Origin of the sequence: Bifidobacterium ruminantium DSM 6489 (assembly GCF_000770925.1) — a bacterium.
Lineage (GTDB): Bacteria > Actinomycetota > Actinomycetes > Actinomycetales > Bifidobacteriaceae > Bifidobacterium > Bifidobacterium ruminantium.
In genome coordinates this window covers 1-478 of record NZ_JDTK01000063.1, presented here as the reverse complement: position 1 = coordinate 478, position 478 = coordinate 1, and the positions used below count along the sequence as shown (strand labels likewise).

1 protein-coding gene is annotated in these 478 nt (G+C 49.8%); it reads right to left on the bottom strand.

Going from position 1 to position 478, the window contains the following annotated elements; all coding sequences use genetic code 11:
- The coding region (locus OU26_RS09365; RefSeq protein ID WP_033499133.1) for a restriction endonuclease subunit S at window positions 1-478 on the bottom strand (478 nt) is incomplete at both ends.

The window sequence follows — 478 nt, the reverse complement described above, 5'->3', positions numbered from 1 at the left end:
CTTACGCTGATGAAGGGTGATGAGATGGTCGAGTTGCTTGAACATAGACCCTATTGCAGTCTGCTCATCCTTTGAAGGAAAGGCGAATTCTCCGGCCGCCAGACCTTTTCCGGATATCTCTAGGAAGGTTGATCCAGAAGCTTTCTGTTCAGCGAAATTTTTGATTCGATCGGTCATGGAGTAGACGAAATACACATCGGTATCATCGTTCACGACTAAAGACTGGAAGCCTTGGTTTGTACATGCTGACCTGCGAAGAATCGCTGTATTGCCAATGCCCGCGCGACTTGTGAAGAGAATTGTTTTACCAGCTGGAAGCAATGTTGCCGAGCAGCTATCGTAACCAGCCTGGGTTATCCTTCGGACACTTCTGTCGGCGTATACCTGCTCACCTAATTCGGCGGGTGAATACCAGTCTATATCGCCATCCCAGTACGCATCGTTATTGGTGCTCGGCGTGCCGCCGCCCACAATAGTG